This window comes from Paeniglutamicibacter sp. ORCA_105, from assembly GCF_045798545.1.
In the GTDB taxonomy this organism is placed as follows: Bacteria; Actinomycetota; Actinomycetes; order Actinomycetales; family Micrococcaceae; genus Paeniglutamicibacter; species Paeniglutamicibacter sulfureus.
On sequence record NZ_JBIXLM010000083.1, the window covers coordinates 1 to 1,479 of the forward strand.

Annotated in this window: 2 pseudogenes; both read right to left on the reverse strand. The window is 63.5% G+C overall.

The window, feature by feature from the left end:
• Positions 1 to 113: 113 nt before the first annotated feature.
• A pseudogene (locus tag ACIPUB_RS20045) lies at positions 114 to 308 on the reverse strand (haloacid dehalogenase); the annotation flags it as partial.
• 15 nt (positions 309 to 323) lie between these two features.
• A pseudogene (locus ACIPUB_RS20050) lies at positions 324 to 1,479 on the reverse strand (hypothetical protein); the annotation flags it as partial.

Sequence of the window (1,479 nt, forward strand, 5' to 3'; positions counted from 1 at the left end):
CCCGGGGGGGGGGGCCCCCCCCCCCCCCCCCGCCGGGCCCCGCGGGTCTCTTTGTCCGGCCCCTACTCCCCCCCCCCGGGGCCCCCCCAAAAATCGCGCCCCCCCCCCCCCCGGGGAGCGCCAAGTTGATTCAGGTGTGCGGCAACGGCACCCGGGGACCTTGAGGCGTTGTTCGTGACATACGCCAGGACCACCGAATGTTCCTGCAATCGATTCAGGGCCTCAATGGCCTTGGGAATTGCACCGTTGCCGGCATAGACGACGCCGTCGAGATCGGCGAGCAGCGCGTCAAAACCTGTAATCAGCATGGATGGATCGAATTCCTACTTTTCGTCGTTTTCGTCCTGGTCGATAACCGGGGACGTTCCGTTGGCCTCGGTGACGGCCGGGGCTTCGTCATCGAGTTCCGGGTTCGATTCCTCGGCCACTTCCTCCAGCGAGGACGCATCGACAACGTCGACGGCGTCTTCGTCAGAGAGACCTTCTTCTACGGCTTCTTCCGAGGATTCGTCGCCGACTTCCGAGGAAGGGGTCTCCGACTCGACGAGATCGCGGGCGCGCGGGCGGCGTGCATCGGTTTCGTCGTCTTCGCCGAGGTCGATGATATCCGGTTCGGCGAACTCGCCGGTGCCCAGGGCTTCCTCGGCCACGGAGATCTGTTTGCGCCAGGTCGACGCTTCTTCGATGCGGCCCAGGTTTTCCAAGGCGTCGGCGTAGGCCGAGAAGAGGCGCGGGCTGTAGCTAAACGCGCGGTTCATGTCCAGCTGCGGGATCTCAAGTTCAGCCAAGGCTGCGTCGAGGTTACCCAAGTCGTTCTGGGCACCGGAAGCGACCATGGCCATTTCGACCTTGCCGTTGGTATCCAGTGTCTCGATGACCTCGCTGTGGGCAATTTCCAGCGCCTTTTCCGGACGACCAATTCCACGTTCGGAATCGGCGATCAGGGGCAGGTGCAGGTTGTTGCCGCTGATGCGACGGTGGGTACGGAATTCACGCAATGCTTCGGCAAACTCACCGGCAGCGTAAGCGGCCAGACCAACTGCTTCACGAACAACGGCAACGCGGCCGCCACGACGGGAAGCTGCGATGGTGTGCTCATACGCCAACTGCGGATCGATATCGATCAAGCGACCGGCCATGACCAGGTGCTTGGATACCCATTCGTTGTTGACGTCGTCAAGGTAACGCAGTTCCGCGCGGGTAATGCGGTCCAGTTCCTTGCCGGTTACATCGTCATCAATTTCCGGTGAGCGTCCGCGTTCCGGGCTGTTGGAGCTGCGAAGGTCAGCCGGGTTGTGCGCACGGCGGGTCGCTTCGTCGCGCTGTGCCTCGAGGTCAGCGGTGCTGCTCTCGGCGCGGGGCTTGAAGCCGCCACGGTCTTCGCGAGGCTTGAAGCCGCCACGGTCTTCGCGAGGCTTGAAGCCACCGCGATCTTCACGGGGCTTGAAACCACCTTCACGGCGATCGTCGCCGCCACGG